This is a genomic window from Burkholderia sp. USMB20, assembly GCF_000949135.2.
Classification (GTDB): Bacteria; Pseudomonadota; Gammaproteobacteria; order Burkholderiales; family Burkholderiaceae; genus Burkholderia.
In genome coordinates this window covers 1,032,919-1,058,983 of sequence record NZ_JTAN02000021.1, presented here as the reverse complement: position 1 = coordinate 1,058,983, position 26,065 = coordinate 1,032,919, and the positions used below count along the sequence as shown (strand labels likewise).

The following is a 26,065-nucleotide window of genomic DNA, read 5'->3' as shown; positions in this document are numbered from 1 at the left end:
CGTCGCGCACCGGTCCATGCGCGGCGCTCGACGAACGGTGGCCGCCGCCTCGCGGGAAACCGGCAACCGGCAACCGGCAGGCGCGGGGCCCTGCGCGTCGCTCAGGCCGCTTCGCCGCCGCGCGGGCCCAATCCGGGAATCCGCTTGATCACGCCGGTCGCAAGCGCGGTGCCGACGAGCACGATCGCGCAGCCTTCGATCATCACGACCGACACATGTTCGCCGAGGAACAGCGCGCCCCACAGCAGGCCGAACACCGGGATCACGAACGTCACCGTAATCGCGCGCGCCGGGCCGACATGCGCGATCAGATAGAAGAAGATGAAATACGCGATGCCCGTGCAGGCGATGCCGAGCGCGAGCACGGCGCCCCACGCATGCGCGCCGACGGCAGCCGCGGGCCAGGTCGCGATCGCGAACGGCAGCAGCAGCACGGTCGAGCCGATCATGCTGCCGGTCGCGTTGACGAGCGGGTCGACGCCGCTGAGCGTGCGCTTCGTGTAGTTGGCCGCGATGCCGTACAGCAGCGTCGCGCCGAGCGCGGCGGCGGCGGCCAGCGCGGTCGCGCTGGCGCCGGTGCTGCCGCTTGCGTTGGCGACCTGGTCCCACACGAGCGTGAGCACGCCGGCAAAGCCGATCACGAGGCCGAGCGCGCGCGGCAGCGACAGCTTGTCCTTCAGCCAGAGGTAGGCGACGAGCGCGCCCCACAGCGGCGTCGTCGCGTTGATCACCGACGTCACGCCGGCCGACAGCGTCAGTTCGGCGAATGCGAACAGGCAGAACGGGATGCCCGAGTTCAGCGCGCCGACGACGAACAACGGCCATGCGCGACGGCGCAGCTGCGCGCCGAGCTCGGCGGGCTTGAAGCGCGTCAGCGCGAAGCCGGTGAGAAACAGCGCGCCGATACCCACGCGCAGCGCCATCAGCGGCGCGACACCGAAGTCGGCGACGCCGACCCGGATGAACAGGAACGACGCGCCCCACAGGGCGGCGAGGACGGTCAGCAGAAAGGCGTTCTTGGGTGACATCGAGCGTGGCGGGCGAGGGGACGGGATGCAAAGGATCTTACACCGCGTTACCGCGCCGTCGTTTCACGATCGGATGAAACGGCAAGAAACGGCAAGAAACGGCAAGAAACGGGAATGTCGCCGGTCGCCGCTCGCCGGCCCGGGGCGACCGGCCGCGCGAGACCGGCTGCGCATGGAGCGGCGCGCTCAGTGATGGTGGTGCCAGCCGCCGCGTCCGCCGAAGCCGAAATTGAGCGACAGCGCGGGTCCCCAATAACCGCCCCATGCCGGCGCATACGCAGGCGCCGGGTAGTAGTAGGCGGGGCCCGGATCGACGTACACGGGCGCCGGCTGTACCGGTGCGGCCGCGTAATAGCCGCCGGGATAATAGCCGTACGGGTAGTAGCAGCCGGCGAGCGTCGTGCACGCGAGCGCCGCGGCGGCGAGTGCGACGAGGGTCCTGTTCATGATGTCTCTCCGGCGGAGCCGGCAATCGGCAGATGCTTAAGCTTAGGCCGCGCGGCGATGACAAGATGCGCAAAACGGTAACGGATCATTTCCGGGCCGCTGCGTCGTGTTGCGGCGCCGCATACGAAAAACGGCGCTTCCGCCGCGCGGAAACGCCGTCAGGCCGGAGCTTGCCGCGCGTCGCGCGGCAGCCGGGTAAGCCGGCCGGCTTATTTGCCGACCTGGTTGCCGATGATGCCGCCGGCGGCTGCGCCGCCCAGCGTCGACAATGCGTTGCCGCCGATCGCCGCGCCCGCGACGCCGCCGACACCCGCACCGATTGCCGTATCGCGCTGGCGCCGCGTCATCGAATCGCAGGCCGACAGGCTGGCCACCGTCGTGACGAGCAGCGCGCATACCCCAAAACGCCGAATCGAAGCATTCATGATGGTTGTCCTCGCGATAGTGAACGGAAGGTCGCACGAGCGCATCGCGGCCGCGCATGAAACCAATCTACCTGCCGTCCCACCGGGCTGCTGTAAGGACTTGTTAAGGCTCGGGCGGTTTCGTAATCAATTGTTTCCCTTGCGCCGGCAGGCACGACGCATGCGCGCGCACGCAAAAAAGCCCGCTCGAAAGCGGGCCTGGTGCAGTGCGCCACGATGCGGTCCGTGCGGACCGCCGCGTTCGCTGGCCGGCTTACTGACGGTGATAGATCTCGGCGCCGGTCTTCACGAACTCGACCGCCTTGACTTCCATCCCCTTCTTCAGCGCTTCGCTTTCCGACACGCCCTGTTGCGCCGCGAACTCGCGCACGTCCTGCGTGATCTTCATCGAGCAGAAGTGCGGGCCGCACATCGAGCAGAAGTGCGCGACCTTCGCGGAATCCTTCGGCAGCGTCTCGTCGTGGAATTCGCGCGCCTTGTCCGGGTCGAGGCCGATGTTGAACTGGTCTTCCCAGCGGAACTCGAAGCGCGCCTTCGACAGCGCGTTGTCGCGGACCTGCGCGCCGGGGTGACCCTTGGCGAGGTCGGCCGCGTGCGCGGCGAGCTTGTACGTGATGATCCCTTCCTTCACGTCGTCCTTGTTCGGCAGCCCGAGGTGTTCCTTCGGCGTCACGTAGCACAGCATCGCGGTGCCGAACCAGCCGATCATCGCGGCGCCGATGCCCGACGTGATGTGGTCGTAGCCCGGCGCGATGTCGGTGGTCAGCGGCCCGAGCGTGTAGAACGGCGCTTCCTTGCACCAGTCGAGCTGGAGATCCATGTTCTCCTTGATCAGCTGCATCGGCACGTGGCCGGGGCCTTCGATCATCACCTGCACGTCGTGCTTCCACGCGATCTGCGTGAGCTCGCCGAGCGTCTTCAGCTCGCCGAGCTGCGCTTCGTCGTTCGCGTCGTAGATCGAGCCGGGGCGCAGGCCGTCGCCGAGCGAGAAGCTCACGTCGTACGCCTTCATGATCTCGCAGATCTCTTCGAAGTGTTCGTACAGGAAGCTTTCCTTGTGATGCGCGAGGCACCATTTCGCCATGATCGAGCCGCCGCGCGACACGATGCCCGTCATCCGGTTCGCGGTGAGCGGCACGTACTGCAGGCGCACGCCCGCGTGGATCGTGAAGTAGTCGACACCTTGCTCGGCCTGCTCGATCAGCGTATCGCGGAAGATTTCCCAGGTCAGGTCCTCGGCCTTGCCGTTGACCTTCTCGAGCGCCTGGTAGATCGGCACCGTGCCGATCGGCACCGGGCTGTTGCGGATGATCCACTCGCGCGTTTCATGGATGTGCTTGCCGGTCGACAGGTCCATCACCGTGTCGCCGCCCCAGCGGATCGCCCACGTCATCTTGTCGACTTCCTCGCCGATCGACGACGTGACGGCCGAGTTGCCGATGTTCGCGTTGATCTTCACGAGGAAGTTGCGGCCGATGATCATCGGCTCGGATTCCGGGTGGTTGATGTTCGCGGGGATGATCGCGCGGCCGCGCGCGACTTCGTCGCGCACGAACTCGGGGGTGATCTCGGCCAGCGCGTTCGCGCCGAAGGCCGCGGCGCCGAACGCCTGGCCCGGGTGCTGGCGGCCCATCATCGCGGCGAGCTTCGCGCCGTTCGGGCCGCTCGACTTCAGGCTCTCGATGTATTCGGCGCGGCGCTGGTTCTCGCGGATCGCGATGTATTCCATTTCCGGCGTGATGATGCCTTGCCGCGCGTAGTGCATCTGCGTGACGTTCTTGCCGGCCTGCGCGCGGCGCGGGTTGCGGTGCAGGCCCGGGAAACGCAGGTCGGCGGTAGCCGGGTCGGCCGCGCGCTCGAGGCCGTACTGGCTCGACAGGCCGTCGAGCACTTCGGTGTCGCCGCGTGCCTCGATCCAGCGCTGGCGCAGCGCGGGCAGGCCCGCGCGGATGTCGATCTTCGCGTCCGGATCGGTGTAGGGGCCCGACGTGTCGTACACGTAGATCGGCGGATTCTTTTCGCCGCCGAAGCCGGTCGGCGTGTCGGCCTGCGTGATTTCACGCATCGGCACGCGGATGTCGGGCTGCGAGCCGGTTACATACACCTTTCGCGAATTGGGCAGCGGCGCGACGGCAGCAGCGTCGACGTGGGCGTCGGCAGACAGAAACTTCGGATTGGCGTTCATGCAATCTCCTGTGTGAGCGCCGGGCAGGCGCTTCGGCGCTTGCCCGGAGCCCTTGACGAATGTGGGGCTCGAGCTAAGCAGGAGACGAGGCTTGGTGAGGCGGCGGATTTCGTCAGAAGGATGGCGGTGAAATCCGTACGCTTCCCTGCGCTGGCATTATCCAGATCAGGTTCAAAGGGTATTTCTCACCCGCAATGCCGGTTGTTTGACCGAACGCATTGCAGGACCCCCGCGTTAGCAGCGCACACGATACACTGGCTTGGCGGCGGTTTCAACCGGGACGGGATCGGCCATCCCGGTGCGGCCGCAGCATGGCGGGCGGTGTGATGGCCCGTCGAAATGACAGCGCGCGTCGCCGCCGCGCGGCCCCACGGCTCGGCCGGCCGCGGCGAAGCGGTGCAACATGGCGCGCCTTCGCGCGACCTCACAAAAAAAATTTCGCAGCGGCTGTCATTTCCCGCGATGTCGTCCGTCTATTCGGCTCCTTAAACCCATGTTTTGGAGAGATGTCATGAAAAACGTACTGATCGCCACCTGTGTCGCTGCTTTCGCCACGCTTGCAACGGGCGCGTATGCGCAGAACGACGCGATGTCGCAAAACGGCTCGTCGATGTCGAAGGACGCGATGGGGCACGACGCGATGGCGAAGGACGGCGCAATGAAGAAGGACGCCATGAAGAAGCATGCGATGAAGAAGGACGCGATGAAGAAAGACGCGATGTCGCACGACGAGATGGGCAAGGCGAAGTCGGACGACAAGATGGCGCCGTCGAACTGACGGAGCCGGGCAGGGCGTGCGGCCGGCGCATGTGCTCGACGACGGCCGCCCGCGTCTCGTTTTGTCTCGACTCGACTCGTCTCGTCGACGCGTTCCGGGAGTTTTCATCATGCAAACCGTTCCCGCCACCGGGCGCGCGGCCGTCACGCCGCCCGCCCGCAAGATTCATCCCCTGTGGGTGCGCGTGAGCCACTGGCTCAACGCGCTCGCGGCGATCCTGATGGCGCTGTCCGGCTGGCGCATCTACGATGCGTCGCCGATCTATCCGCCGTTCGTGTTTCCGCACGGCATCACGCTCGGCGGCTGGCTCGGCGGCGCGCTGCAATGGCATTTCGCGGCGATGTGGCTGCTGGTCGGCAACGGGCTGTTCTACCTGGCGATGTCGATCGCGACCGGGCGCCTCGCGCGCAAGATGCTGCCCGTCACGCCGGCGTCCGTGTGGCGCGACGTGCGCGCCGCGCTGCGCGGCCGGCTCGCGCACGACGATCTGAGCGTCTACAACGCGGTGCAGCGTGCCGCGTACCTGGTCGCGATCGTCGATCTGATCGTGCTGGTGCTGTCCGGGCTGACGATCTGGAAGTCGGTGCAGTTTCCGCTGCTGCGCGAACTGTTCGGCGGTTACGACAACGCGCGCGTCGTGCATTTCTGGGCGATGTCGCTGCTCGTCGCGTTCTTCTTCGTGCACGTCGCGATGGCGCTGCTGGTGCCGCGCTCGCTGCTCGCGATGCTGCGCGGGCGCTGACCGGTCAACTCCGGGTGAAGGAAATCATCATGTCGGATTCCGAATACAAGCGCGCCGATTCGCGCTGGACGCTCGACCGCAAGTCGCTCGAACTCGACGTGCGCCGCGAGCTGGAGATGCCGTCGCGGCGGCTGTTCAACCGCCGCATCCTGACGCTCGGCGGCCTGACGATGCTGACCGGCTGCACGCTGAAGGACGACGCGTCGGTCAACACGTTCCTCGAGAAGGTGTCGCGCATGAACGACCGCGTGCAGGCGTGGCTCTTCAGCGGCGAGCGGCTCGCGCCGACCTACACCGAGGCCGACATCACGCGGCCGTTCCCGTTCAACGCGTATTACGGCATCGACGAGGTGCCGCACGTCGACGCATCGACGTACCGGCTCGTGCTGTCGGGCCGCGTGACGGGCAAGCGCGTGTGGACGCTCGACGAGCTGTATGCGCTGCCGCACGCGGAGCAGATCACGCGGCACATCTGCGTGGAAGGGTGGAGCGCGATCGGCCGCTGGGGCGGCACGCCGTTCGGCGCGTTCCTGGCGCGTGCCGGCGCCGATACGCACGCGAAATACGTCGGCTTCAAATGCGCGGACGACTACTACGAAAGCATCGACATGCCGACCGCGCTGCATCCGCAGACGCTGCTCGCATTCGACTACGACGGCCATCGCCTGCCGCCGGAATTCGGTTTCCCGATGAAGCTGCGGATGCCGACCAAGCTCGGCTACAAGAATCCGAAGCACATCATGGAAATCTTCGTGACCGATACCTTCCCGGGCGGCTACTGGGTCGATCAGGGGTACAACTGGTTCGGCGGATCGTGAAGCGGCGGCGCGCGAACGCGTGCTGCCGTGCGTCGCGGCGTGTCACACGGATTCGCGCACCTGCAGGTCGACGCGCAGGCCGACCGCCGCCGCCATGTTCACGAGCGCGTCGAGCCCGAACAGGTTGATCTTGCCGCGCAGCAGATCGGACACGCGCGGCTGCGTGACGCCCAGCCGTTGCGCGGCCTGCGCCTGGCTGAGCTCGAGCTGCGCGATGCGCTGCTTGAGCGCGATCATCAGCTCGGAGCGCAGCTTCATGTTCTCGGCTTCGGCCGGCCGGCCTTCGATTGCGTCCCAGACGCTCGCATGACGTTCGTTGCTCATCGTTTCCTCTCCATCATCAGCGCCCGGTAGCGTCGGGCCGCCAGGTCGATATCGGTCTTGCAGGTGCGTGCCGACTGCTTGCGGAAGCAATGCAGCACGTAGATCGCGTCGGCGAAGGTCGCGACGTAGACGATCCGGAACGCACCGCTCGCGTCGCGCAGGCGAATTTCCCGCACGCCCGGGCCGACGGTTCGCATCGGCTTCCAGTCGTCGGGCGCGAGGCCGCGCTGCACCTGGTCGATCTGGTGGCCGGCTTCGCGGCGCGCGAGAAGCGGAAAGCCGCGCAGGTCGTCGAGTGCGGTGCCGACGAACACGACGGGCTTCGGCGGAAGAATGGTGGAATTATACAAAATTTTGTATGGGCGGTGTGCGGGTCGAAAGGGCGAATGTCGGCGGCCGGACGCGCCTGCCGACCGTCGCCGATCATCACCATAAGCGCGAAGCGACCGCTGAAGCGCATGACTGGCCATCAGGCCGATGGAGCGATCGCTGCTGCAGGACGGGATGCCGGGCGGCCCGCGCGACGCCCGCGCCGCGCGTATCGAGCCCCCCATCCGGTTGGTCCGGATGCCGAAAAATGTCGCGCCGAAACGTCAGTCGATAAGCTTTCAGACTGGTCTGATGATGCTTTCGAATCCTTGATGCCATAATGCCGAGCGTGCGCAGCCGAAGCGGCTCGCGCCCGCTTTTCGACCCTCTGCCGCCGCTTGCCGGTTCTTATTCGTCGCCGTTCGCACTGCCATGTCGTTCCGCACGTCCGTCTCCGCCTTCCCGGTCCACTCAGGGCCGTTTGCCGGTCTCTCCGGCGTCTTTCAGCGGAGCACGCGACACGTCGTGCGGGCGGGCTGAACGATGACCCCGCTCGACCGCCTCCTCGATTTCCTCGCCCGCCTGCCGATCCGGATCCGCCTGCCGCAAAGCCGCGGCGGCCGCGTCGCGCTCGCCCTCGTCTTCATCTATTTCGTCTGGGGTTCGACCTACAGCGGCCTGCATTTCGCGCTGCAGTCGTTCCCGCCGCTGCTGCTGTCGGGGCTGCGCAACCTGCTCGGCGGGATCGGCCTGTTCATCTTCGCGCTGCGGCGCAAGCCCGAATGGCCGACGCTGCTCGAAATCCGCAACTCGGCGATCGTCGGCACGATGCTGGTCGCGCTGTCGTCGGGCACGATCGCGCTCGGGATGCGCACGGTCAGCAGCGGCTCGGCCGCGGTGATGGTCGCGACGGTGCCGCTGTTCGCGACCGTGATCGCGGCGGTCGCCGGGCGCGCGGTGACGAAGGGCGAGTGGGCGGCCGTCGCGCTCGGGATGGTCGGCATCGTCGTGCTGAATTCGGGCGGCGCGGCCGCCGCGAACTCGGCGCTCGGCACGATCTGCGTGCTGGCCGGCGCGCTGTTCTGGGCGGGCGGCGCGCATCTCGCGACGCGGCTCAAGCTGCCGTCCGACCTGTTCCTGTCGACGTCGCTGCAGATCGGCCTGGGCGGGTTGATGTCCACGATCGGGGCGTGGCTGATGGGCGAGCGCATCGAGCAGGTCGCGGTCGCGCCGGTGTTCGCGTTCGTGTACCTGATGGTGTTCTGCACGATGGCAGCGTACGTCGCGTACGGCTACCTGATTCGCCACACGAGCCCGATCATCGCGAGCAGCTGCATGTATGTGAACCCGATCGTCGCGGTCGCGCTCGGCGCGCTGATGCTCGGCGAGCCCGTGACGACGGCAACCGTGGTCGCCACCGTCGCGATCCTCGGCAGCGTCGGGCTGTCGTTCCTGTTCGATCCCGCGCGCCGGCCCGCGGCGCGCGCGGCGGCCGATGCTGCGCCGGGCGTGGTGACCGTGGCGACCGCGGCAACCGTCGCCGCCGAATCGACGGCGGATGCGGCGTCAGTACCGGCTCAGGCGGCGATGCCGGAGCCGGCACCGATCCTCGCGCCTTCCGCGGTACCGCTTGCGGTGCCCGCACCGGCCGCCGTCGTGGACCCGGCCGCGGTCATGGATCCCGCGCAGGCATTCACGCCGCCGCCAGCCGTCAATCCGGCCGCGTCGCGGGCCGACGCATGACGCCGGTGCGCGACGCGGCGTTCAGTCGCGACGTGCGCCGCGATGGTGGGACCAGCCGGCGAGTGCGGTAAACAGCAGGCCGGCCGCGCACATGCCGATCCAGCCAAAGGCGTGCCACGCGGCGACGCCGGCCGACGAGCCGAGCGCGCCGCCGATGAAGTAGCACACCATGTACACGGTATTCACGCGGCTGCGCGCCTCGGGCTTCAGCGCGTAGATGCGCGACTGGTTCGAGATCTGCGCGGCCTGCACGCCGACATCCAGCACGATCACGCCGATCACGAGCCCGACGAGGCTCGTCCCCGACAGCGCAAAAATCACGAACGACGCCGCGAGCAGCGCGATTGCGAGCGAGATGATCGCGCGCGGGCCGCGCGTGTCCGCGAAACGGCCCGCGTACGGTGCAGCCAGCGCACCGGCCGCGCCGACGATCCCGAACAGCCCTGCGGCCTGCGGGCCGAGGTGGAACGGCGCACCGGCGAGCAGCAGCGTGAGCACCGGCCAGAACGCGCTGAACGCGGCGAACAGCGCGGCGCCCGTCAGCGACGCCTCGCGCAGCCCGCGCAGTTCGACCGCCAGGTGCCACATCGAGCCGAGCAGCTTGCCGTACGGCAGCGTCGACGTCGGCGAGCTGCGCGGCAGCCGCAGCACGATCACCGCGGCCAGCGCGACGAGCGCCGCGACCGACGCGCCGAACACCGCCCGCCAGCCGAAATATTCGGCGACGAAGCCGGCCGCCGTGCGCGCCAGCAGGATGCCGAGCAGCAGGCCGCTCATCACGGTGCCGACCGCATGCCCGCGCTCGGCCGGCGGCGCGATCTCGGCCGCGAACGGCACGGCCTGCTGCGCGATCGTCGCGAGCACGCCGATCGCGAGGCTCGCCACGGCCAGCACTGCCAGCGACGGCGCGGCCGCGGCGACGATCAGCGCGATCGACAGGCCCGCGATCTGCATCAGGATCAGCCCGCGGCGATCGAAGCGGTCGCCGAGCGGCGCGAGCAGGAACATCCCGGCTGCATAGCCGAGCTGCGTCGCGGTCGGCACCGCGCCGATCCATGACGCGCCGTCCGGGAAGGCCGAGCGGAAGCTGTCGAGCAGCGGCTGGTTGTAGTAGATGTTCGCGACCGACACGCCCGCGATCGTCGCGAGCAGCAACAGCAGGCTGCGCGAGTAGTGGGGCGAGGCGGCGTCGGTCGGACGGTCGGTGGAGGCGGCGGACATGGCGGCAACGGAACGGAGTTGGGCGGCGTGGCGCGCGGCGCGGCGTCGTTGGCGCAGGCGGCCGGGCGCCGATCGAGCGTGCCGATCATACCGGAGCACCGGGAATCGTGCCGGCGGTGCTGCGGCTCAGCGGCCCAGCAGCCCAGCAGCCCAGCAGCCGAGAAGCCCGGAAGCGCAGAAGCGCAGAAGCGCAGAAGCGCAGAAGCGCAGAAGCGCAGAAGCGCAGAAGCGCAGAAGCGCAGAAGCGCAGAAGCGCAGAAGCGCAGAAGCGCAGAGGCGCAGAGGCGCAGAGGCGCAGAGGCGCAGAGGCGCAGAGGCGCAGTCGGCTGCGCGGCTGGCGCGATCGCAGCATGGCCGGCCCGCTCAACCGCAATCAACCGCAATCATTCGACGCGGCCCTCACCGGCCGCAGCCGCTCGTCATGCATCCGCGATTGCGTACGGTTCAATCGACCAGTTCCCCGCTCGGCTCATAGAACGGATACGGCCCGTCGCCTTCGTCCACGTACACGTGATGGGACGTCATCCCCATGTCCGGCGTATGGACGTGCACCGCGAACGCGGGCGGCTCGAGCCGGAACGCGGACGGCGCGTCCGCTCGCAAATCGAACGCGACCTGGTGCGCGGGCGCCGGCACGGCCGACGCGAGCGTGCCGCCGAAGCGCGTGAACATCGTCCGGTGCACGTGGCCGCACAGCACGCGCTCGACGTTCGGATAGCGGCGCAGCAGCGCGTCGAGTTTCGCGGCAGCGGTGGGCGCGAGGCGCAGCGCGTCCATATGTCCGATCCCGGACACGAACGGCGGGTGATGCAGCGCGACGATCACCGGCCGGTCGCGCGCAGCGTCGAGTTGCGCGGTGAGCCACGCGAGCCGCGCATCGCACAGGTCGCCGTGGCTCGTGCCGGGCACCTGCGAATCGAGTGCGAGCACGCGCACGGCGCCGACGTCGAGCGCGTACTGCACGAACTCGCCGTCCTGCAATTCGGGACGATCGGCGAACGCGCGGCGCAACCCCGCACGATCGTCGTGATTGCCGACCATCAGGTAATACGGAATCTCGAGCGGCGCGAGCAGGTCGCGCAGGTGGCGGTATTCGTCGTCGTGGCCGAAGTCGGTCAGGTCGCCGGTGACGAGCACCGCGTCGGGGCGCGGCACCAGCGCGTTCAGCTTCGCGATGCAGCGCGCGAGCGCGGCGGCCGTGTCGACGCGCCGGTACGCGAGCTGGCCCGGGCGCTTGATGTGGAGATCGCTGATTTGAGCAAGCAGCATCGTCGTTCCTCGGAATGTGTGGTTATCGTGGGGCGGTGTTACGCGGCGAGTGCGATCAGGCCTTCCGGCGCGATCGTGAGGCCGACCGCCGTGCCGCGCGCGAGCTCGATGCGGCCCGGCACGTCGATCACGAGCGCGTCGGGTGCCGCATGCTCGATCGTGAGCCGCGTGCGTTCGCCGAGGAACGCGCACGCGCCGATCGCGCCGCGCAGCGGCGCATGCGCGGGATCGGCGAGCTGCGCATCCTCCGGACGGAAGAACCACTCGTCGGCGGCGTGCGGCGTGACGATCGAGCCCCCCGTCGTCACGAGCGCGCCGTCCTGCCATTGTCCTGCAAGCCGGTTCAGCGTGCCGATGAACTGCGCGACCGTACGGTTCGCCGGGCGGTAGTAGATGTCGCGCGGCGTGCCGATCTGCTCGATGCGGCCCGCGCCCATCACGACGATCCGGTCGCCGAGCTCCATCGCCTCGGCCTGGTCGTGCGTGACGTAGACGGTCGTCACGCCGAGCTCGCGCAACAGCGCATTCATCTCGCGGCGCAGCACGTCGCGCAGCTTCGCGTCGAGCGCGGTCAGCGGCTCGTCGAGCAGCAGCACGCGAGGGCGCACCGCGAGCGCACGCGCCAGCGCGACCCGCTGGCGCTGGCCGCCCGACAGCTGATCGACGGGTTTGTCCGCATGCGCGTCGAGCCGCATCATCGCGAGCAGCTCGTCGACGCGTTCGCGCAGCGCGCGCGGCTCGGTCTTGCGGATCTTCAGTCCGTAGCCGACGTTGCCGCGCACCGTGAGGTTCGGGAACAGCGCGTAGTTCTGGAACACCATGCCGACCTGGCGGCGCTCGATCGGCAGCGCGGTCACGTCGTCGCCGCCGAACCGGATCGTGCCGCCGGCATCCGGCGTGTCGAGGCCCGCGATCAGGCGCAGCGTCGTCGTCTTGCCGCAGCCCGACGGGCCGAGCAGCACGAGCGTCTCGCCCGCGCCGATCGACAGGTCGAGCGGTTCGAGCACGCGCGTGCCGCGGAACGTCTTCGCGCAGCGGGTCAGGGTGATGGGGGTGGAATCGAGTTTCATGGGAAGGGTAAGGTCAGCGCAGGGTCAGCGCGGGCGACGCTTCAGCGCGCGCGTGCCGGACGGATCGACGCCGAGCCACTGCATCGCGACGAGCAGCGGCAGCGTCATCAGCAGGAACACGATCGTGTACGCGCTGCCGACTTCGAGGCGCAGCGACGCATAGGTATCGGCGAGCCCGACGGGCAGCGTCTTCGTGTCGGGCGTATGCAGCATCCAGGTCAGGTTGAATTCGCCGATCGACAGCGTGAGCACCGCGAGCGCGCCCGCGACGATGCCGGGGCGCAGGTTCGGCAGCACGATCGTGACGAAGCGCGTGACGAACGACGCGCCGAGGCTCGCCGCGCCTTCCTCGAGCGTGCGCAGGTCGGCGCCGGCGGCGACCGCCGCGACCGCGCGCACCATGAACGGCAGCGTGAACACGACGTGGCCGACGACGATGAACCACAGGCTCATCCGGAACGAGGTGAAGCCGCCGTACACGACCAGCAGCGCGAGCGCCGACGCGAGGCCCGGCAGCGCGACCGGCAGCACGAGCGCTTCCTCGATCACGCGGGCGACGCGGCTCTTGCTGCGCGCGAGCGCATAGCCGGCCGGCACGCCGACGGCGAGCACGATCGCGAGCGTCGCGAACGCGACGCCGAGCGACAGCGCGACCGAGCCCTGGTACTGCTGCCACACCTGTTCGAGCCAGCGCAGCGTGAGGCCGCTCGACAGCCCGCGGAAATAGTTGACGGTGAGGCCCGCGAGTACCGACATCACGACGGGCACGATCAGGAACGCGCACAGCAGCAGCGTGACGCCCCATTGCAGCGCGGCGATCGCGCGCGCGCCCGACACGCGCGGCGCGCGTCGGGCGGCGCCGTTCGCGTGCGACGGAGCGGGCGCCGGCGACGGCGCGGACGAACCGGAAAGCGATTGCATGAAGGAATCCTCAGGCCGCGGCGGCGGCGGTGTGGCCGGTGAACCGGCGCGCGAGCGCGAGCACGGCCCACGTGACGATGCCGAGCACGATCGACAGGCCGGCAGCCGTCGCGATGTTCGCGTTCAGCGTGAACTCGGTGTAGATCGTCATCGGCAGCACGTTCAGGTCGGTGGCGAGCGTGAAGGCGGTGCCGAACGCGCCCATCGCGGTCGCGAAGCAGATCGCGCCGGCCGCGACCAGGCCCGGCGCGAGCGCCGGCAGCACGATGTCGACGAAGATGCGCCACGGCGACGCGCCGAGCGAGCGCGCGGCTTCCTCGAGCGACGCGTCGAGCTTCGACGCGGCCGCGATCACGGTGACGATCACGCGCGGGATCGAGAAGTACAGGTAGCCGACGAACAGCCCGGCAACCGAATACGCGAACACCCACTTGTCGCCGGTCAGCTTCGCGGACAGCATGCCGATCAGCCCTTGCCGGCCGGCGAGCATGATCACCATGAAGCCGACCACGACGCCCGGGAACGCGAGCGGAAAGGTGAGCAGCGCGAGCAGCACGCGCTTGCCGGCGAATTCGCGGCGCGCGAGCAGCAGGCCCGAGATCGTCGACAGCGCCAGCGTCGCGAGCGTGACGCCGGCCGACAACGCGATCGTTTCGCCGAGGCTCGTCATGTAACGCGCGTTGCCGAGCAGCGCCGCGTATTGCGTGAAGAACGCGCCGTCGGCGGACACCCGCACGAGCGCCGCCATCGGCAGCAGCCAGAACGCGGCGAACACCGCGAGCGCCGGCGCGACGAGGGCGACGCGCCAGCGCAGCGGGAAAGTCAGGTCGAGCATGGCGTGGTCCGGCGCTTACTGCATCACTTGCAGGTATTGCTGGCCGAACGCCTGCTGGCCGGCCGCCATCTTGCCGAAGTCGACCGATTTCGCCCGGGCGTATTCGCTCGCCGGCAGGAACTTCGAGGCGACGTCGGCGCCGAGCGTCTGCGCGCGCACCGGACGCAGGTACGCATTGGCCCACAGCTTCTGGCCTTCGTCGGACAGCACGAAGTCGAGCACCTTCCTGCCGTTCGCGTCGTGCGGCGCACCCTTCACGAGGCTCATCACGTACGGCACCGCGATCGTGCCTTCCTTCGGAATCACGAACTCGACGTTCGCGTGATCCTTGTACTTCGCGCGATACGCGTCGAAGTCGTAGTCGAGCAGGATCGGAATCTCGCCGGACAGCACGCGCGCATACGCGGTCTGCTTCGGCACGATCGGCGCGTTCGCCTTCAGCTTGCGGAACCAGTCGAGCCCCGGCTTGAAGTCGTCGAGGCTACCGCCGAGCGCCTGGTTGACGGCCACGGCGCCTGCATAGCCGACGAACGCGCTCGACGGATCGAGGTAGCCGACCATCCCCTTGTATTCGGGCTTCAGCAGGTCGGCCCACGAGCGCGGGACCGGCTTGCCGTCGAGCGCGTCCTTGTTCACGAAGAAGCCGAGCGTGCCCGAGTGGATCGCGAACCAGTAGCCCTGCGGGTCCTTCAGGTTCGCGGGGATGTCGTTCCAGTGCGCGGGCTTGTACGGCGCGATCACGCCCTTGTCCTTCGCCTGGAACGCCGACGACACGCCGAGATAGACGACGTCGGCGACCGGGCTCTTCTGCTCGGCGATCAGCTGCGCGATCGCCTGGCCCGAGTTCTTGTTGTCGAACGGCACGCGGATGCCGGTCTTCTGCTTGATCGCCGCGATCTGCGCGGCCCAGTCGGCCCATTCGGGCGGGCAGTTGTAGCAGATCGCGGATTCGTCGGCATGGGCCGCGGGTGCGAACGCGACGAGCGCGGCGCAGGCGACGGGGGCTGCGAGCACGCGCAGCAGCGAGGTCAGGCGAAAGGACACGATGGATCTCCGGGCGGGGTCGGGGTAGCTTGCGCGCGCCGTGCACGATGGCGCGGCGCGCGCGTTCAGGCTTGGTGCAACTGCAGGTCGGCGGCCGGCGGCGCGACCGTCGCGCCGTCGCGTACCGTATGCGGCAGGATCAGCGACGTGCGCTCGATCGTCGCGCCGCCGATGCACTCGACGAGGCGCTGCCATGCATGACGGCCGATGTCCTGGTTCGGCGTCGCGACGCTCGCGAGCGGCGGCGCGAGCAGCTCGCCGATCGCGATGCCGTCGAAGCCGAGCACCGACAGGTCGTCGGGAATCGAGAAGCCCGCGCGGCGCAGGCCGCGCATCACGACCATCGCGAGCAGGTCGTTGCTGCAGAAGAGGGCGGTCGGGCGCGTGGCTCGCGCGGTGAGGTGCGCGAGCACCGCGTCGGGCAGCTCGGCCGCGTTGAAGTCGACCTCGACCGGCGGCAGCGTCGCGACGCCGGCCTCCTCGAGCGCCTGCGCGTAGCCGAGATGGCGCTGGCGAGCGCGATCCGACGCGGCGAGCGAACCGGCCAGCATCAGCACGCGGCGATGACCGCGTGCCGTCAGCATGCGCACGCCGTCGTAGGCGGCGCTGCGGTTGTCGACCGACACCGACGGGCGGCGTTGCGTGTCGTTGTGCATCAGCACGTAGTGCGGGCCGTCGCGGTCGAGCATGTCGAGCAGCGGATGCGTGTCCGCATCGGCGACGGTCAGGATCAGCCCCTCGACGCGCTGCTCGCGCAGCGTCTCGATCGCGTGGCGCTCGCGCGCCGCGTCGTATTCGGTCGTCATCAGGATCAGCTTGAAGCCGGCCGCGGTCGCGAGTTCGTCGATGCCCTGCAGGCAGTCGGCGAATACCGGGTTCGACAGCGTCGGCAGGACGACGCCGACGAGCCGCGTGCGCTCGCCGCGCAACTGCCGGCCGAGCGGGCTCGGGCGGAACTGCAGCGTGTCGATGGCGGTGCGGATGGTCGCCAGCGTGGCGGGGCTGACGGTATGCGGCGCGTTGATCGCACGCGAGACGGTGGCGATCGAGAAGCCGGCGAGCGCGGCGACGTCCTTGATGGTCGGGGGCATGAAGTTACGCGATGTAAACGTTTTCGACGGGAGAATTATCGAAAGCGTTTGTGACTTCGCGATGACTGACGAGACGTCTGTTTCGTAAAAACTGCGATACAAACATCAGACGGTTGGCGCCCGGCGAGCGGGGCGGATTCGATTGTATCGGCGGATGCTGCGGCGCGGGAGGAAATCGGCGACGGTGTCGCGCCGACGTCGATTGCGGTGCTCGGGTTCGGGTGTGGACAGGGCAGGCCGACATGCTGCATCGCGATGCAATGCACGCGAATCAGCTAATGCATGTGCAAGCAATGGTAGAATCGCGTCCGCCCTTTTGCCGGGGTGATGAAATTGGTAAACATAGCGGACTTAAACGATTGAGTGCCCGGCCGGAAACGACCGGTGCAGAACCCTTCAAATTCGGTGAAACCCCTGACGCGCGCCGTGCGTCGAGGCAACGCCGAGCCAAGCCTCGCGGTACGACTGCGGCGAGGAAGGTGTAGAGACTAGACGGGGGGCGCCTAAGGCGCACGAGCGGCAACACCGCCCGCGCGCGACGGCGAAGGCATAGTCCAGCGCACGAACGGCTTCGTTTCGACGACGCCGGCTTTGAAAGAAGCAGTGTGACGAAAATCCGCCGCCTTAACTGGCTTGCCGGTTCGAGTCCGGTCCCCGGCACCAAGATCGCTTCCGTGCGATTCCATGAAGTTCCGAAAACCCGCGAGAAACCAGCCGCTCGCGGGTTTTTTGTTTTTCAGGTCCTGCTTCGATGGCGGCGGCCTGTTCCTGTAGCTCCCCCGCGCTGGCCAAACGCAAACGTACCGGCGATTGAAATATCGATTCCCCGCGATTTGCTTCAGGCGTCCGCTCGTCGCCCGAATGAGGCGCGCTTCAACACCCGGCTATCCGCTTTCCGCGCCGAAAAACAGCCGGCGTTCTGGAGAGCACCTTTCCGCTGCAGGCCGCTAACAGCAGAAAAACGGCTCATTACACTGCGCCCGTCGCATCGCCGGGAAACATCGACGCGACGCACCTTCGCAGCACGCAACCGTTGCGACCAGCAAACAAAAGACCTGGGGGTAAATCGTCATGAACATGCGTTTGGGGATCATCGCACCCGCCGCCTTGCTTGCTGCCGCGGCGCATGCACAAAGCAGCGTGACGCTGTACGGCAAGATCGAGGACGGTATCAACTACACGAGCAACGCACGCGGCCACGGCACCGTGCAATTGCAAAGCGGCTACGACTACGGCAGCCGCTGGGGCATCAAGGGCACCGAAGACCTCGGCGCAGGCTACCAGGCGATTTTCACGCTCGAGAGCGGCTTCGACGTCAACAACGGAAAAATGAGCCAGGGCGGCCGGGAATTCGGCCGTCAGGCGTTCGTCGGCATCGCGTCGGACCGATACGGCACCCTGACGTTCGGTCGTCAGTACGATCCGAGCGTCGACATCTTCTCGCCGCTCACCGCAAACGGCAACTGGACCGGCTACCTGTTCTCGCATCCGTACGACAACGACAACACCGACTACTCGTTCCGCGTGAACAATGCGGTCAAGTACGTGTCGCCCGCGTGGCACGGTGTTACCGCGGAGGCGATGTATGGCTTCAGCAATCAGGCGGGCGGCTTCGCGAACAACCGTCTCTATGGCGCCGCGCTGCAATACCAGCAGGGCGGGCTGACGGTCGGCGCGTCGTATCTGAAGATCAACAACGCACGCAATGCCGATTCGACCGGCGCGATCACCGGCGACAACACGTTCGATGCGTCGTCGCAGCAGAACATCGGCATCGGCGTGAATTACGCGTTCTCGAATGCGCTCGTGGGATTCACGTATTCGCACGTCGACGTCTACGATCCGACTTCGAACGCGTATTTCACCGGTACGACGCAGCCGGCGGGCGGTGCGTGGCAGTCGTGGAAATTCGACAACTTCGAGGTGAACGGCCTCTATCACTTCACGACCGCGTTCTACGTCGGCGCGGCATACACGTACACCCAGGCCCGCGTGGCGTCGACGGTCGGCTCGTTCAATCCGAAGTGGCATCAACTGAGCGCGAAGCTGAACTACGACTTGTCGAAACGCACGTCGGTATTCGTCGAAGGTGTCTATCAGCATGCGCTGAACGCGCACACTGGAACCGACTTCGACTACGCGTACGTTCCGGGCGCCGCCGATATCTCGTCAGGCCCGAATCAATACGTCGCGCGTGTCGCGCTGCTGCATCATTTCTGACGCCCGTGCCGTTCGCGGAGACTGCATGGTTGCGCGAGCGATCCCGGGGCCCATCGAACGGATCGTCGCGGCGGGACCCGATAGCGGGGCGCCTCACTGCGGCGAAGCCGACACCGAAACCGGCGCCATGTGATACTGGCACGCGCGTCGCGCCGGACACGTTTGCCGCCATCGGCATACGCGCCCCGCCGACGGACTTCAACGCAGTTTCCCTCCCGCAAGACCACCCGCCATGACCGATTCGAACTACCACTATTACGAACCGTCGCAAGGCCACGGGCTGCCGCACGATCCGTTGAACGCGATCGTGGGCCCGCGCCCGATCGGCTGGATTTCCTCCCGCGGCAACGACGGCACGCTCAACCTCGCGCCGTACAGCTTCTTCAACGCATTCAACTATCGTCCGCCGATCATCGGCTTTTCGAGTACCGCCGCGAAGGACAGCCTGCGCAACGTGCAGGAAACCGGTGAGTTCGTCTGGAACCTCGCGACGCGCGACCTTGCCGACCGGATGAACCAGACCTGTGCCGCCGTGCCGTACGGCGTGAACGAATTCGAACTCGGCGGCCTGACCGCGATTGCGTCGCGCCTCGTCGGCGTGCCGCGCGTGGCGGAAAGCGGCGTCAACTTCGAATGCAAGGTGACCGACGTGATCCGGCTGCGCGACCACCGCGGCGTCGAGACGCCGGCCACGCTGGTGCTGGGCGAGGTCGTCGCCGTGCATATCCGTCACGACCTGCTGAAGGACGGCCTCTTCGACACGTTCGGCGCCGGCATCATTCTGCGCGCGGGCGGCCCGTCCGCATACGTGCACGTGACGCCCGACAGCCGCTTCGACATCGCGCGCCCCGACGCGTGATGCATCGCATCATCGACGCATCGCGCCTTCGCGCCTTCGCGCGCCGGAACGATCCAGCGCGTGAGCGCTGAAGCACGCGGACGCGCACCGACGAAGCAAAAGACCCCGTCGAAATCCAGGATTTCGCGGGGTCTTTCGCTTCGTACCCTCCGACACGCGTGACAGACGCGCATCGATTCCGCGCTCGCCGACGCGTTGACGCAACGCAGCACACGCAACCGTCCTTCAAACCCACCGGCAACGCCGCTCGCCCATCGTCGCCGCCATGGCAAATCTGCTCACCCCGAACGAGCGGGTTGGGCATCGACGTCCGGCACGGCAAGGCATACATTCCCAAGGTTGGCGTGCTTATCCGCGCGCCAGCCTGCGCGTGAGCCGGCAACCGGCCGCGCGCCTTTATCAGCGTGAGACACAATCGAGCGTGGAGACGACACGATGAGCCTGTCAGAGCCATTGCGTCTGCATGTGCCGGAGCCCACCGGGCGCCCGGGCTGCAAGACGGATTTTTCCTATCTGCATCTATCGCCGGCCGGCGCGGTTCGCCGCCCGCCGATCGACGTAGCGCCGGCGGACACCGCCCATCTCGCCCGCAGCCTGGTGCGCGTGCTCGACGATCACGGCGAAGCCCTCGGCCCGTGGGCGCCGGATCTCGACGATGCGCGCCTGATCGCCGGGATGCGCGCGATGCTGAAGACCCGCATCTTCGACGCGCGCATGATGATCGCGCAGCGTCAGAAGAAAATCTCGTTCTACATGTTGAGCCTCGGCGAAGAGGCGATCGGCGCCGCGCATGCGATGGCGCTGCGTCACGGCGACATGTGCTTCCCGACCTACCGCCAGCAAAGCATCCTGATCGCGCGCGACGTGCCGCTCGAACGGATGATCTGCCAGCTGATGTCGAACGAAGGCGACCCGCTGAAGGGGCGCCAGCTTCCGGTGATGTACTCGGACCGCGAAGCCGGCTTCTTCTCGATCTCCGGCAATCTCGCGACGCAGTTCATCCAGGCGGTCGGCTGGGCGATGGCGTCGGCGATCAAGGGCGACACGAAGATCGCGTCCGCCTGGATCGGCGATGGCGCGACCGCGGAAGCCGACTTCCACACTGCACTGACGTTCGCGCACGTGTATCGCGCGCCGGTCGTGCTGAACGTCGTCAACAACCAGTGGGCGATCTCGACGTTCCAGGCGATCGCGGGCGGCGAGGGGACGACCTTCGCCGGGCGCGGCGTCGGCTGCGGCATCGCTTCGCTGCGCGTCGACGGCAACGACTTCCTCGCGATCTACGCGGCGTCGACCTGGGCCGCCGAACGCGCGCGCCGCAATCTCGGCCCGACCTTGATCGAGTGGGTGACCTATCGCGCCGGCGCGCATTCGACGTCGGACGATCCGACGAAATACCGGCCGGCCGACGACTGGGCCCATTTCCCGCTCGGCGATCCGATCGCCCGCTTCAAGCAGCACCTGATCGCGAAGGGCATCTGGTCGGACAGCGCGCACGACGCGCTCACGGCCGAACTGGAAGCCGAGGTGATCGCCGCGCAGAAGGAAGCGGAGAAGTTCGGGACGCTGGCCGACGATCGGATTCCGTCGCCGGCCTCGATGTTCGACGACGTGTACAAGGAGCTGCCCGCGCATCTGCGCCGTCAGCGCCAGGAACTGGGAGCGTGATCATGGCGCAACATGAAACAACGACGGCGTCGGCCCAGCCGATGACGATGATCCAGGCGCTGCGCTCCGCGATGGACGTGATGCTCGGCCGCGACGACGACGTGGTCGTGTTCGGGCAGGACGTCGGCTACTTCGGCGGCGTGTTCCGCTGCACCGAGGGGCTGCAGGCCAAGTACGGCAAGTCGCGCGTGTTCGACGCGCCGATCTCGGAAGGCGGGATCGTGGGTGCTGCGGTCGGGATGGGCGCGTATGGCTTGCGGCCGGTCTGCGAGATCCAGTTCGCGGACTACTTCTACCCGGCGTCCGACCAGATCGTGTCGGAAGGCGCGCGGCTGCGCTATCGCTCGGCGGGCCAGTTCACCGCGCCGATGACGATCCGGATGCCGTGCGGCGGCGGCATCTACGGCGGCCAGACGCACAGCCAGAGCCCGGAGGCGATGTTCACGCAGGTCTGCGGACTGCGCACGGTGATGCCGTCGAATCCGTACGACGCGAAAGGACTGCTGATCGCGTCGATCGAGAACGACGACCCGGTGATCTTCCTCGAGCCGAAACGCCTGTACAACGGGCCGTTCGACGGCCATCACGAGCGTCCGGTCACATCGTGGCTCAAGCATCCGGGCAGCGAGGTGCCGGACGGCTATTACACGGTGCCGCTCGACACGGCCGCCGTCGTGCGGCCCGGCAACGACGTGACGGTGCTGACGTACGGCACGACCGTCCACGTGTCGCTGGCGGCTGCCGAGGAGACCGGCATCGATGCGGAAGTGATCGACCTGCGCACGCTGTGGCCGGTCGATCTCGACACGATCGTCGCGTCGGTGCGCAAGACCGGCCGCTGCGTGGTGGTGCACGAGGCGACGCGCACCTGCGGCTACGGCGCGGAGCTGGTGTCGCTCGTCCAGGAACACTGCTTCTACCATCTGGAGGCACCGGTCGAGCGGACGACGGGCTGGGACACGCCGTATCCGCACGCGCAGGAATGGGCGTATTTCCCCGGGCCGGCCCGGGTCGGCGAAGCGTTGCGCCGCGTGATGGAGGCCTGAGATGGGGATTCATGTCATCAAGATGCCGGATATCGGCGAAGGGATCGCCGAGGTCGAGCTGGTGGCCTGGCACGTTCAACCGGGGCAGACGATCGCCGAAGACCAGCCGCTCGCCGATGTGATGACCGACAAGGCGGCGGTGGAGATTCCGTCGCCGGTGGCGGGCAAGGTGCTGGAGCTCGGCGGCCGGATCGGCGAGATGATGGCGGTCGGCAGCGAGCTGATTCGTCTCGAAGTCGAAGGCGACGGCAACCTGAAATCGGGCGCGAAAGCACACGATGCAGGCCCGGATGCGACGCGGCGAGCGGCGGCGGTCGACGTGCCTGCCGAGTCATCTTCCATCGCTGAGGGATCCGAAACACATGCGTCGTCGAAGGCGGTGACGCACGCCGCGTCCCGCGCGCCGGCCGAGCCGCGCCGCGCGGAACATGCGGCGGCGCCGCGCGCGGCGCTCGCGCCGGGCGAACGGCCGCTCGCGTCGCCGGCGGTGCGCCAGCGCGCGTGGGACATGGGCATCGAGCTGCGCTACGTGCGCGGCACCGGCGAGGCCGGGCGGATCCTGCACGCGGACCTCGACGCGTATGCGCGCACGGGCGGGGGCGCTGCGCGCGGATCGCAAGCGCGAGGCTACGCCGAGCGCAACGACGCAACCGAGGTGCCGGTGATCGGCCTGCGGCGCGCGATCGCGCGCAAGATGCAGGAAGCGAAGCGCCGCATTCCGCACTTCAGCTACGTCGAGGAGATCGACGTCACCGAGCTCGAAGCGCTGCGCGCCGAGCTGAACCGGCGCCACGGCGACACGCGCGGCCGGCTCACGCCGCTGCCGCTGCTGATCCGCGCGATGGTGATCGCGCTGCGCGACTTCCCGCAGATCAACGCGCGCTACGACGACGAAGCCGGTGTCGTCACGCAATACGGCGCGGTGCACATGGGCGTCGCGACGCAGACGGACGGCGGCCTCACGGTGCCGGTGCTGCGTCATGCGGAGGCGCGCGACGTATGGTCGATCTCGGCGGAAATCGCGCGGCTCGCCGACGCGGTGCGCGCGAACCGCGCGCAGCGCGACGAGCTGACCGGCTCGACGATCACGATCTCGAGCCTCGGCGCGCTCGGCGGCATCGTGTCGACGCCGGTCATCAACCATCCCGAGGTCGGCATCGTCGGCGTGAACCGGATCGTCGAGCGGCCGATGATCCGCGACGGCGCGATCGTCGCGCGCAAGATGATGAACCTGTCGTCGTCGTTCGACCATCGCGTCGTCGACGGCGCGGACGCGGCCGAATTCATCCAGGCCGTGCGCGAGGTGCTCGAGCGCCCGGCGCTGCTGTTCGTGGAGTGAGCCCGATGAAGAACGAACACACCACGCTGCTCGTGATCGGCGGCGGGCCGGGCGGTTACGTCGCCGCGATTCGCGCGGGGCAGCTCGGCATTCCGACGGTGCTCGTCGAGCGCGACCGGCTCGGCGGCACGTGCCTGAACATCGGCTGCATTCCGTCGAAGGCGCTGATCCACGTCGCCGACGCGTTCGAGCAGGCGCGCGGGCAGGCCGGCGAGGGGATGCTCGGGATTCGCGTGCGCGCGCCGGAGATCGACATCGCGAAAAGCGTCGCATGGAAGGACGGCATCGTCGAGCGGCTCACGCGCGGCGTCGGCGCGCTGCTGAAGAAGCACGGCGTGCGCGTGCTGCACGGCGACGCGCGCGTCGTCGACGGCAAGACGGTCGACGTCGTCGCCGGCGACCACACGACGCGGATCGCCTGCGAGCACCTGTTGCTCGCGACGGGTTCGGAGCCGGTCGAACTGCCGTCGATGCCGTTCGGCGCGCACGTCGTCTCGTCGACCGAGGCGCTGTCGCCCGCGTCGTTGCCGAAGCGGCTGGTCGTCGTCGGTGCCGGCTACATCGGGCTCGAACTCGGATTCGTCTATCGCAAGCTCGGCGTCGACGTCAGCATCGTCGAGGCGGCCGAGCGCGTGCTGCCTGCATACGACGCGGAACTCGCGAAGCCGGTCGCAGATTCGCTCGCGCGGCTCGGCGTCGGGCTATGGACGGGCCACAAGGTGCTGGGCCTCGCGAGCGACGGCGCGGTGCGCGTGCAGGCGCCCGACGGCGCGGAGAAAACCCTGCCGGCCGATCGCGTGCTGGTCGCGGTCGGTCGCCGGCCGCGCGTCGACGGCTTCGGGCTCGAATCGATGCCGCTCGATCGCAACGGTCGCGCGCTGCGCATCGATGACGAATGCCGGACGTCGATGCGCAACGTATGGGCGATCGGCGACGTCGCCGGCGAGCCGATGCTCGCGCATCGCGCGATGGCGCAAGGCGAGATGGTGGCCGAGCTGATCGCGGGACGGCGCCGCAAGTTCACGCCGGCCTCGATCCCGGCCGTGTGCTTCACCGATCCCGAGGTCGTCACGTCCGGCTGGTCGCCCGACGACGCGAAGGCGGCCGGTGTCGACTGCATCAGCGCGTCGTTCCCGTTCGCGGCGAACGGCCGCGCGATGACGCTGCAGGCGACCGACGGTTTCGTGCGCGTCGTCGCGCGGCGCGACACGCACCTGATCGTCGGCTGGCAGGCGGTGGGGCGCGGCGTGTCGGAACTGGCCGCCGCGTTTTCGCAGTCGCTCGAGATGGGCGCGCGGCTCGAGGACATCGGCGGCACGATCCACGCGCATCCGACACTCGGCGAAGCGATGCAGGAGGCGGCGTTGCGCGCGCTGGGACATGCGCTGCACGTGTGAGCATGTGCCGACCCGTGCGGCTGATCGAAGCCCCGCCACGGCGGGGCTTTTTTGCGTGCGCGGGTCGCAGGCGTCGGCGTCGGGTCTCTCGCGCCGGATTCGATGTTGCTTGTCGCGCCGGCAATATCCGGGTCGCCGACGATCGATCAACGTCGAGGCTGCGCATGCGGGCCTTGCCGCGGAAGGTCACGAAGGCACCCGCGTGTGCGCGGGCTGCGCCGTCACGTCGCGATAGAACGCATCGATCGCGTCCACCATCTGCGCAAGTCCCGGCTGTTCGAGCGGATAGTGGCCGGCGTTGTCGAGCATCACGACCTTGACGGGCACGTTGCGGATCCGCGCGAGGAATGGCTCGCTCAGGTGCTTCGGCGTCCAGCGGTCCGCGGCCGGCTGCGTGAGCAGGATCGGGCAGACGCGGAAGTTCTCCGGTTCGATCGCCGGCCGATACGACATGTACGAATCGAGAAAGGCCATCGTCATCGCGTTGCCGGCCGACGTGCGATCGGACAGCCACACCTTCAGCGCGTCGTCGCGGTTGACGAGCGCGTGCATCTTGCTCGCGAGCGACATCGGGATGCGCATCGCGCGCAGCGGCGTCTTCGCGGTGAAGTGCGTCATCGGGCCGCCGACCCGGCTCATGAACAGGTTGCGTGCGGTTTCGTCGCGCACCTGCCGAAGGCGCTGATCGAGGAACGTCATGCCGACGATGCCGTCGACCCTGCCGTTGAGCGCGGCCACATGATAGGTCAGCATGCCGCCCGCGCTCAGCCCGTAGAGCACGATGGGGCGATCGTCCTTCGCGCGCTCCGCGTCGATCAGGTCGCTGCCGGCGCGCACCCAGTCGTCGTAGCGCACGAGCGCGCCGCGCGCCACTTCGGTCATCCCGTATTCGGGCATGTCCACCGCGATCGTCTCGTAGCCGCGTCGCGCGAGCTGCTCGCCGACGATCATCGACATCTGCCGCCCGTTGGTACCGACGCCATGGAACAGGATCACCTTCACTTTCGCCAGAGGATCGCGATACGTGTCGAGGTGGAGGCGATGACCGTTCCAGCGCCACCATGCCTCATTCGGCTCGCGGTCGGCGGTCCACTGGAAGTCGGACGGCAGGAATGCCTGCATGGCACGCCAGACGGGTTGGTCGGCATAGGTCTTGGACATGGCGGCGGACTCCGGTCGATTGCACGAAAGGGCGGGTTGCGATGGAGCCCATCTTGATCCGGCGGCCGGTCGCCGGCCATGCTGGCGTGGGCCAACCGCTTTAGAATCTAGGCCAACACACGTCA

24 protein-coding genes and 1 riboswitch are annotated in these 26,065 nt (G+C 68.1%); of the genes, 10 read left to right on the top strand and 14 right to left on the bottom strand.

Going from position 1 to position 26,065, the window contains the following annotated elements; genetic code table 11:
* Positions 1–101: 101 nt before the first annotated feature.
* The 4 genes from PL79_RS35060 to thiC form a co-directional block, all read right to left on the bottom strand.
* A complete protein-coding gene (locus PL79_RS35060) occupies positions 102–1,028 on the bottom strand; it encodes a DMT family transporter (RefSeq protein WP_044848013.1) in 927 nt (308 codons plus the stop codon).
* Between the two features lie 186 nt (positions 1,029–1,214).
* Positions 1,215–1,475 carry a hypothetical protein gene (locus PL79_RS35055; RefSeq protein WP_044848012.1) on the bottom strand — a complete coding sequence of 87 codons (261 nt, stop codon included), beginning with the start codon at positions 1,473–1,475 and terminating at the stop codon, positions 1,215–1,217.
* Between the two features lie 209 nt (positions 1,476–1,684).
* Positions 1,685–1,900 (bottom strand): glycine zipper 2TM domain-containing protein, encoded by a 216-nt coding sequence (locus PL79_RS35050; protein WP_044848011.1) that lies wholly within the window; start codon positions 1,898–1,900, stop codon positions 1,685–1,687.
* A 253-nt stretch (positions 1,901–2,153) separates the two neighbouring features.
* Positions 2,154–4,085: a phosphomethylpyrimidine synthase ThiC gene (thiC, locus tag PL79_RS35045; protein WP_044848010.1), complete on the bottom strand. Its 1,932-nt coding sequence runs from the start codon at positions 4,083–4,085 to the stop codon at positions 2,154–2,156.
* A 124-nt stretch (positions 4,086–4,209) separates the two neighbouring features.
* Positions 4,210–4,326: riboswitch (TPP riboswitch) on the bottom strand.
* 270 nt (positions 4,327–4,596) lie between these two features.
* On the opposite strand from thiC, the gene PL79_RS35040 reads away from it, so the two are divergent.
* The 3 genes from PL79_RS35040 to PL79_RS35030 all read left to right on the top strand — a co-directional run bounded on the left by PL79_RS35040 (position 4,597) and on the right by PL79_RS35030 (position 6,423).
* Entirely contained in the window at positions 4,597–4,863 is a 267-nt protein-coding gene (locus tag PL79_RS35040; protein WP_044848009.1) for a pentapeptide MXKDX repeat protein, read from the top strand.
* 109 nt (positions 4,864–4,972) lie between these two features.
* Entirely contained in the window at positions 4,973–5,605 is a 633-nt protein-coding gene (locus PL79_RS35035; protein ID WP_044848008.1) for a cytochrome b/b6 domain-containing protein, read from the top strand.
* Between the two features lie 29 nt (positions 5,606–5,634).
* Complete coding sequence (locus tag PL79_RS35030) at positions 5,635–6,423, top strand: molybdopterin-dependent oxidoreductase (RefSeq protein ID WP_044848033.1); 789 nt, start codon at positions 5,635–5,637, stop codon at positions 6,421–6,423.
* Positions 6,424–6,465: 42 nt separating this feature from the next.
* On the opposite strand, the gene PL79_RS35025 is transcribed toward PL79_RS35030, so the two are convergent.
* Both PL79_RS35025 and PL79_RS35020 read right to left on the bottom strand, forming a co-directional pair.
* Complete coding sequence (locus PL79_RS35025) at positions 6,466–6,747, bottom strand: helix-turn-helix domain-containing protein (RefSeq protein WP_044848007.1); 282 nt, start codon at positions 6,745–6,747, stop codon at positions 6,466–6,468.
* Positions 6,744–7,097 carry a type II toxin-antitoxin system RelE/ParE family toxin gene (locus tag PL79_RS35020; protein WP_044848006.1) on the bottom strand — a complete coding sequence of 118 codons (354 nt, stop codon included), beginning with the start codon at positions 7,095–7,097 and terminating at the stop codon, positions 6,744–6,746. The genes PL79_RS35025 and PL79_RS35020 overlap by 4 nt, the downstream gene beginning before the upstream one ends.
* Positions 7,098–7,599: 502 nt before the next feature.
* Here PL79_RS35020 and PL79_RS35010 point away from each other — a divergent pair.
* A complete protein-coding gene (locus tag PL79_RS35010) occupies positions 7,600–8,799 on the top strand; it encodes an EamA family transporter (RefSeq protein ID WP_044848005.1) in 1,200 nt (399 codons plus the stop codon).
* Positions 8,800–8,820: 21 nt separating this feature from the next.
* On the opposite strand, the gene PL79_RS35005 is transcribed toward PL79_RS35010, so the two are convergent.
* From PL79_RS35005 to PL79_RS34970, 7 genes are all read right to left on the bottom strand, one after another.
* Positions 8,821–10,020, bottom strand: a complete 1,200-nt coding sequence (locus PL79_RS35005) for an MFS transporter (RefSeq protein WP_044848004.1) — start codon at positions 10,018–10,020, stop codon at positions 8,821–8,823.
* Between the two features lie 444 nt (positions 10,021–10,464).
* A complete protein-coding gene (locus PL79_RS34995) occupies positions 10,465–11,289 on the bottom strand; it encodes a phosphodiesterase (protein WP_044844950.1) in 825 nt (274 codons plus the stop codon).
* Positions 11,290–11,327: 38 nt separating this feature from the next.
* On the bottom strand, positions 11,328–12,359 hold the full coding sequence (locus tag PL79_RS34990; RefSeq protein ID WP_044844949.1) for an ABC transporter ATP-binding protein: 1,032 nt from the start codon (positions 12,357–12,359) through the stop codon (positions 11,328–11,330).
* A 24-nt stretch (positions 12,360–12,383) separates the two neighbouring features.
* The gene (locus PL79_RS34985) at positions 12,384–13,280 is read right to left on the bottom strand and encodes an ABC transporter permease (RefSeq protein ID WP_044844948.1); all 897 of its coding nucleotides are present in this window, start codon (positions 13,278–13,280) and stop codon (positions 12,384–12,386) included.
* Between the two features lie 10 nt (positions 13,281–13,290).
* On the bottom strand, positions 13,291–14,115 hold the full coding sequence (locus tag PL79_RS34980; RefSeq protein ID WP_044844947.1) for an ABC transporter permease: 825 nt from the start codon (positions 14,113–14,115) through the stop codon (positions 13,291–13,293).
* A gap of 15 nt (positions 14,116–14,130) precedes the next feature.
* A complete protein-coding gene (locus tag PL79_RS34975) occupies positions 14,131–15,159 on the bottom strand; it encodes an ABC transporter substrate-binding protein (RefSeq protein WP_044844946.1) in 1,029 nt (342 codons plus the stop codon).
* A gap of 65 nt (positions 15,160–15,224) precedes the next feature.
* The gene (locus PL79_RS34970; RefSeq protein ID WP_044844945.1) at positions 15,225–16,250 is read right to left on the bottom strand and encodes a LacI family DNA-binding transcriptional regulator; all 1,026 of its coding nucleotides are present in this window, start codon (positions 16,248–16,250) and stop codon (positions 15,225–15,227) included.
* Positions 16,251–17,321: 1,071 nt separating this feature from the next.
* Here PL79_RS34970 and PL79_RS34960 point away from each other — a divergent pair.
* From PL79_RS34960 to lpdA, 6 genes are all read left to right on the top strand, one after another.
* The gene (locus PL79_RS34960) at positions 17,322–18,470 is read left to right on the top strand and encodes a porin (protein ID WP_044844944.1); all 1,149 of its coding nucleotides are present in this window, start codon (positions 17,322–17,324) and stop codon (positions 18,468–18,470) included.
* Between the two features lie 232 nt (positions 18,471–18,702).
* Positions 18,703–19,329 (top strand): flavin reductase family protein, encoded by a 627-nt coding sequence (locus PL79_RS34955; protein ID WP_044844943.1) that lies wholly within the window; start codon positions 18,703–18,705, stop codon positions 19,327–19,329.
* Positions 19,330–19,764: 435 nt separating this feature from the next.
* Positions 19,765–20,997: a 3-methyl-2-oxobutanoate dehydrogenase (2-methylpropanoyl-transferring) subunit alpha gene (locus tag PL79_RS34950; protein WP_044844942.1), complete on the top strand. Its 1,233-nt coding sequence runs from the start codon at positions 19,765–19,767 to the stop codon at positions 20,995–20,997.
* A 2-nt stretch (positions 20,998–20,999) separates the two neighbouring features.
* A complete protein-coding gene (locus PL79_RS34945) occupies positions 21,000–22,043 on the top strand; it encodes an alpha-ketoacid dehydrogenase subunit beta (RefSeq protein WP_044844941.1) in 1,044 nt (347 codons plus the stop codon).
* A gap of 1 nt (position 22,044) precedes the next feature.
* Entirely contained in the window at positions 22,045–23,382 is a 1,338-nt protein-coding gene (locus PL79_RS34940; protein ID WP_044844940.1) for a dihydrolipoamide acetyltransferase family protein, read from the top strand.
* A gap of 5 nt (positions 23,383–23,387) precedes the next feature.
* Positions 23,388–24,779, top strand: a complete 1,392-nt coding sequence (gene lpdA / locus PL79_RS34935) for a dihydrolipoyl dehydrogenase (RefSeq protein WP_044844939.1) — start codon at positions 23,388–23,390, stop codon at positions 24,777–24,779.
* 186 nt (positions 24,780–24,965) lie between these two features.
* Here the strand turns inward: lpdA and PL79_RS34930 are convergent, their stop codons facing one another.
* Positions 24,966–25,940 carry an alpha/beta hydrolase gene (locus PL79_RS34930; RefSeq protein ID WP_044844938.1) on the bottom strand — a complete coding sequence of 325 codons (975 nt, stop codon included), beginning with the start codon at positions 25,938–25,940 and terminating at the stop codon, positions 24,966–24,968.
* Positions 25,941–26,065: the final 125 nt, after the last annotated feature.